This is a genomic window from Arachnia propionica (genome assembly GCF_003859805.1).
Lineage (GTDB): Bacteria > Actinomycetota > Actinomycetes > Propionibacteriales > Propionibacteriaceae > Arachnia > Arachnia propionica_C.
On sequence record NZ_RQZG01000040.1, the window covers coordinates 1 to 1,496 of the forward strand.

Annotated in this window: 1 protein-coding gene and 1 pseudogene; both read left to right on the forward strand. The window is 65.4% G+C overall.

Annotated elements, in window-relative coordinates; genetic code table 11:
* Positions 1-650 (forward strand): annotated as a pseudogene (locus tag EII34_RS16160) (hypothetical protein); the annotation flags it as partial.
* A gap of 11 nt (positions 651-661) precedes the next feature.
* Entirely contained in the window at positions 662-1,330 is a 669-nt protein-coding gene (locus tag EII34_RS15665; RefSeq protein ID WP_124846102.1) for a hypothetical protein, read from the forward strand.
* The last annotated feature ends 166 nt before the right edge of the window (positions 1,331-1,496 follow it).

Below are 1,496 nucleotides of genomic sequence, written 5' to 3' on the forward strand. Positions count from 1 at the left end.
TCATCGCCCTGGTGGTGGCCATCGTGGTGGCGGTTGTCGGGTTCGGTGGGTGGTGGTTCCTCGGCAACCAGGACTCACAGCAGGCCCAGCCGTTGCCCCAACCCCAGCCGCAGGTGCAGACACAGACTGAAGGACGGCCTGAGCCGCAACAGCCCGCCCCGACGCAGAGTGAGGCCGAGCAGCAGCCGCAGAGCCAGACGCCGACGCCTGAGCGGTCACCAGCCCAGAGTGAACGCCAGCAGGACCAGCAGCCGAGGCAGCAACCGTCGCAGGAGGAGAGAAAACCGCAGCCACAGCCGACCGATCAGGACGAGACGCCGCCTGTCATGCCGGAGAGCTTCGGGCAGTTCAAGTCCGACAGCACCAGGTTGTCGAGTTCACTCGGGACATACCGGGATGCAGACTCTCGGTTTCTCATGTTCATGCACATCGGTGGGATCTCCGCGGAGGACATGAAGAAATACAGCCGCAACGAGGTGAGAGAGGTCGGTGGTTGGTACTGCACCACACTCGGTGAAGGCGCGAAGGCGGGTCTGGACTGCGACAAGAGCATCCATGGGGGATCGTTGTCGGTGACGGGGTCGGCAGAGCGTTTCACCGAGGAAGAACTCGTGGCGATCGGCGATGAGTTCCTCGCCGCCTGGAAATGAGAAGGACTGACATGACCATGAACAGCCAGCAGACCCCGTACGGTCATCAACCACCTCCGGCAGCAGGGAACAGGGGAGTGGTCATCGCCCTGGCGGTGGTCCTCGTGATCGCCGTCGTCGGGGTGGGGGCGTTCCTGCTGCTCGGCCGCCCGAAGGGCGTGTCGGAGGAGCAGCAACGGCAGGCGATGGAGGAGATGCAGCCGCCACGGGGCCAGCAGCCCGATCAGAACCCGCCTCAGGTGCCGCCGACGAACCAGCCCGAGGCGCGGCAGAGCGAGCAGGGGCAGCTTCCGGTGACGCCCGGTAGGGGGCAGCCGAGCCAAGGCGCTGATCAGCGCCAGCAGGATGGCGAACCGCCGCCGTCGCTGCCCCAGCAGTTCGCCGAGTTCACCCTCGAGAAGGAGCAGGGTGCAACGACGAAATACGTCTCCGAGAATGGCAAGGACGTCCACGTCACGTACGCCGACTACGTGACCGTTGACGAACTCACCAGGAAGATGGGCAACCCGGAGACCATCGGGGACTGGGTGTGCGAGGAGAAGGGGACCGGTAGGGCAGGACAGGTCAGCTGCGTCGGTGCCGCCCACGGGGGAACGGTCGCCATCGTCGGGTCCACGGAGGACTACTACACCGAGGACATCGCGAGCATCGGCGACGACCTGATGGCCGCGTGGAGGTGAGTCCCCGATGAGCATGATGAACATGCAGCAGCCCCTGTATCACGGTTCGCCTCCTTCGCGGGGTGGCAATGGGGCCGTCATCGCCCTGGTGGTGGCCATCGTGGTGGCGGTTGTCGGGTTCGGTGGGTGGTGGTTCCTCGGCAACCAGGACTCACAGCAGGCCCAG

Excerpts from the sequence above, each read along its gene's own strand:
- EII34_RS15665 (WP_124846102.1), top strand. The coding sequence starts at position 662 with ATGACCATGAACAGCCAGCAGACCCCGTACGGTCATCAACCACCTCCG.